This is a genomic window from Mesorhizobium sp. M7A.F.Ca.CA.002.05.1.1, assembly GCF_003998335.1.
Taxonomy (GTDB): Bacteria; Pseudomonadota; Alphaproteobacteria; order Rhizobiales; family Rhizobiaceae; genus Mesorhizobium.
Window position 1 is genome coordinate 1 of record NZ_RZQI01001180.1, and the last position, 1,488, is coordinate 1,488.

Here is a 1,488-nt window from a genome sequence, read left to right on the forward strand (position 1 = left end):
GCGACGGCCGGCACCCGAACGTGCAGGCCGAGCCGGCTTTCCAGAAGGGCTGGTTCGAGGTCCAGGACGAAGGCTCGCAGATCGCGGCCGCCCTTGCCGGGGCCGAAGCCGGCATGCAGGTGCTGGATTTTTGCGCCGGCGCCGGCGGCAAGACGCTGGCACTGTCGGCTTCGATGGAAAATCGCGGCCAGATCTTTGCCCATGATGCCGAAAAAGCACGGCTGGCGCCCATCTTCGACCGCATCCGCCGCTCTGAAAACCGCAATGTCCAGATCGTCACCAAGCCGGCCGAACTCGCGCCGCTCGGCAACCACATGGACATCGTGCTGGTCGACGCGCCTTGCACCGGCAGCGGCACCTGGCGGCGCCGTCCCGATGCCAAATGGCGGCTGACGCAAAGGCAGCTCGATGCACGCAAGGGCGAGCAGTCGGCGATCCTCGATGCGGCCAAAGTCTATGTCAAACCAGGCGGCCTGCTGGTCTACATCACCTGCTCGGTGTTTGATGAGGAAAACGGTGAGCAGATCGCGGCCTTTCGGGACCGTAACAGCGGCTTTGTTCCCGTCGACCACCGCCAGCTCTGGGACAGCCGTTTTCCCGGCCATGAGGCAGCCGCACGCATCGGCGCCAGAGGCGACATCTCGCTGTCGCCGGCGCTCAGCGGCACCGATGGGTTTTATCTCTGTGCGTTACGCAGATCGGCCTGAATCCTATTCCTGACGGACGCGTGGCGCCGGCCGGCAGGCCAGGTCGATTGTGCAGTGCAGCAAAAGCATTTGCCTGCCGTCCATGCCTCTGCAATAAGCTTATCCGCGTAAAGGAAGGCAGCGGCAATGGCAGCAAAGATCGTACCCGCCCCGGACTATGAGGATCGCGTCAGGACCTCCTTCGCGCGTCAGAAGGCGATGGCCACGATCGGCGCCGAACTGACGCTGGTGACGCCCGGTATTATCGAGATCGAGATGCCCTATTCGGCGGCATTGACCCAGCAGCACGGCTTCCTCCATGCCGGTGTCATTTCGACGGCGCTGGACTCGGCCTGCGGCTATGCCGCCTTTTCGCTGATGCCGGAAAACTCCGGCGTGCTGACCATCGAGTTCAAGGTCAACCTCCTGGCGCCGGGCAGGGGCGAGCGCTTCCTGTTCCGCGGCTCGGTGACGAAGCCCGGCCGCACCATCATCGTCGCCGACGGCCAGGCCTACGCCTTTGCCGCCGACGGCGAGGCCAAGCTGATCGCCACCATGACTGGCACCATGATGACGGTGGTCGGGCGTGATGGGATTGAAGGGTGAGTGGCCGGTTCGCCGCAGGCGAATTCATCGTGCCGGTGGCACGATGAAAGGCCACGAACGCCGGGAGCTGCCGGAGGCAGCGGGTCCCGGCGAGCGGCGGTGCAGATAAGCAGATGATCGGGCGGAGAGGAATAAATCATCATGGCCGATAAAATCTCGCGCCTGTCGGGCAAGGACGTCCTCTTCGTTATGGCGG

General features: G+C 64.2%; 2 protein-coding genes. Both read left to right on the plus strand.

Features of this window, described 5'->3' with window-relative positions:
• Window positions 1-707 (plus strand): RsmB/NOP family class I SAM-dependent RNA methyltransferase (locus EN939_RS33875; protein ID WP_164751501.1); only part of this gene is annotated, 707 nt, incomplete at its 5' end.
• Between the two features lie 126 nt (window positions 708-833).
• Window positions 834-1,292 (plus strand): PaaI family thioesterase, encoded by a 459-nt coding sequence (locus tag EN939_RS33885; RefSeq protein WP_013530371.1) that lies wholly within the window; start codon window positions 834-836, stop codon window positions 1,290-1,292.
• The last annotated feature ends 196 nt before the right edge of the window (window positions 1,293-1,488 follow it).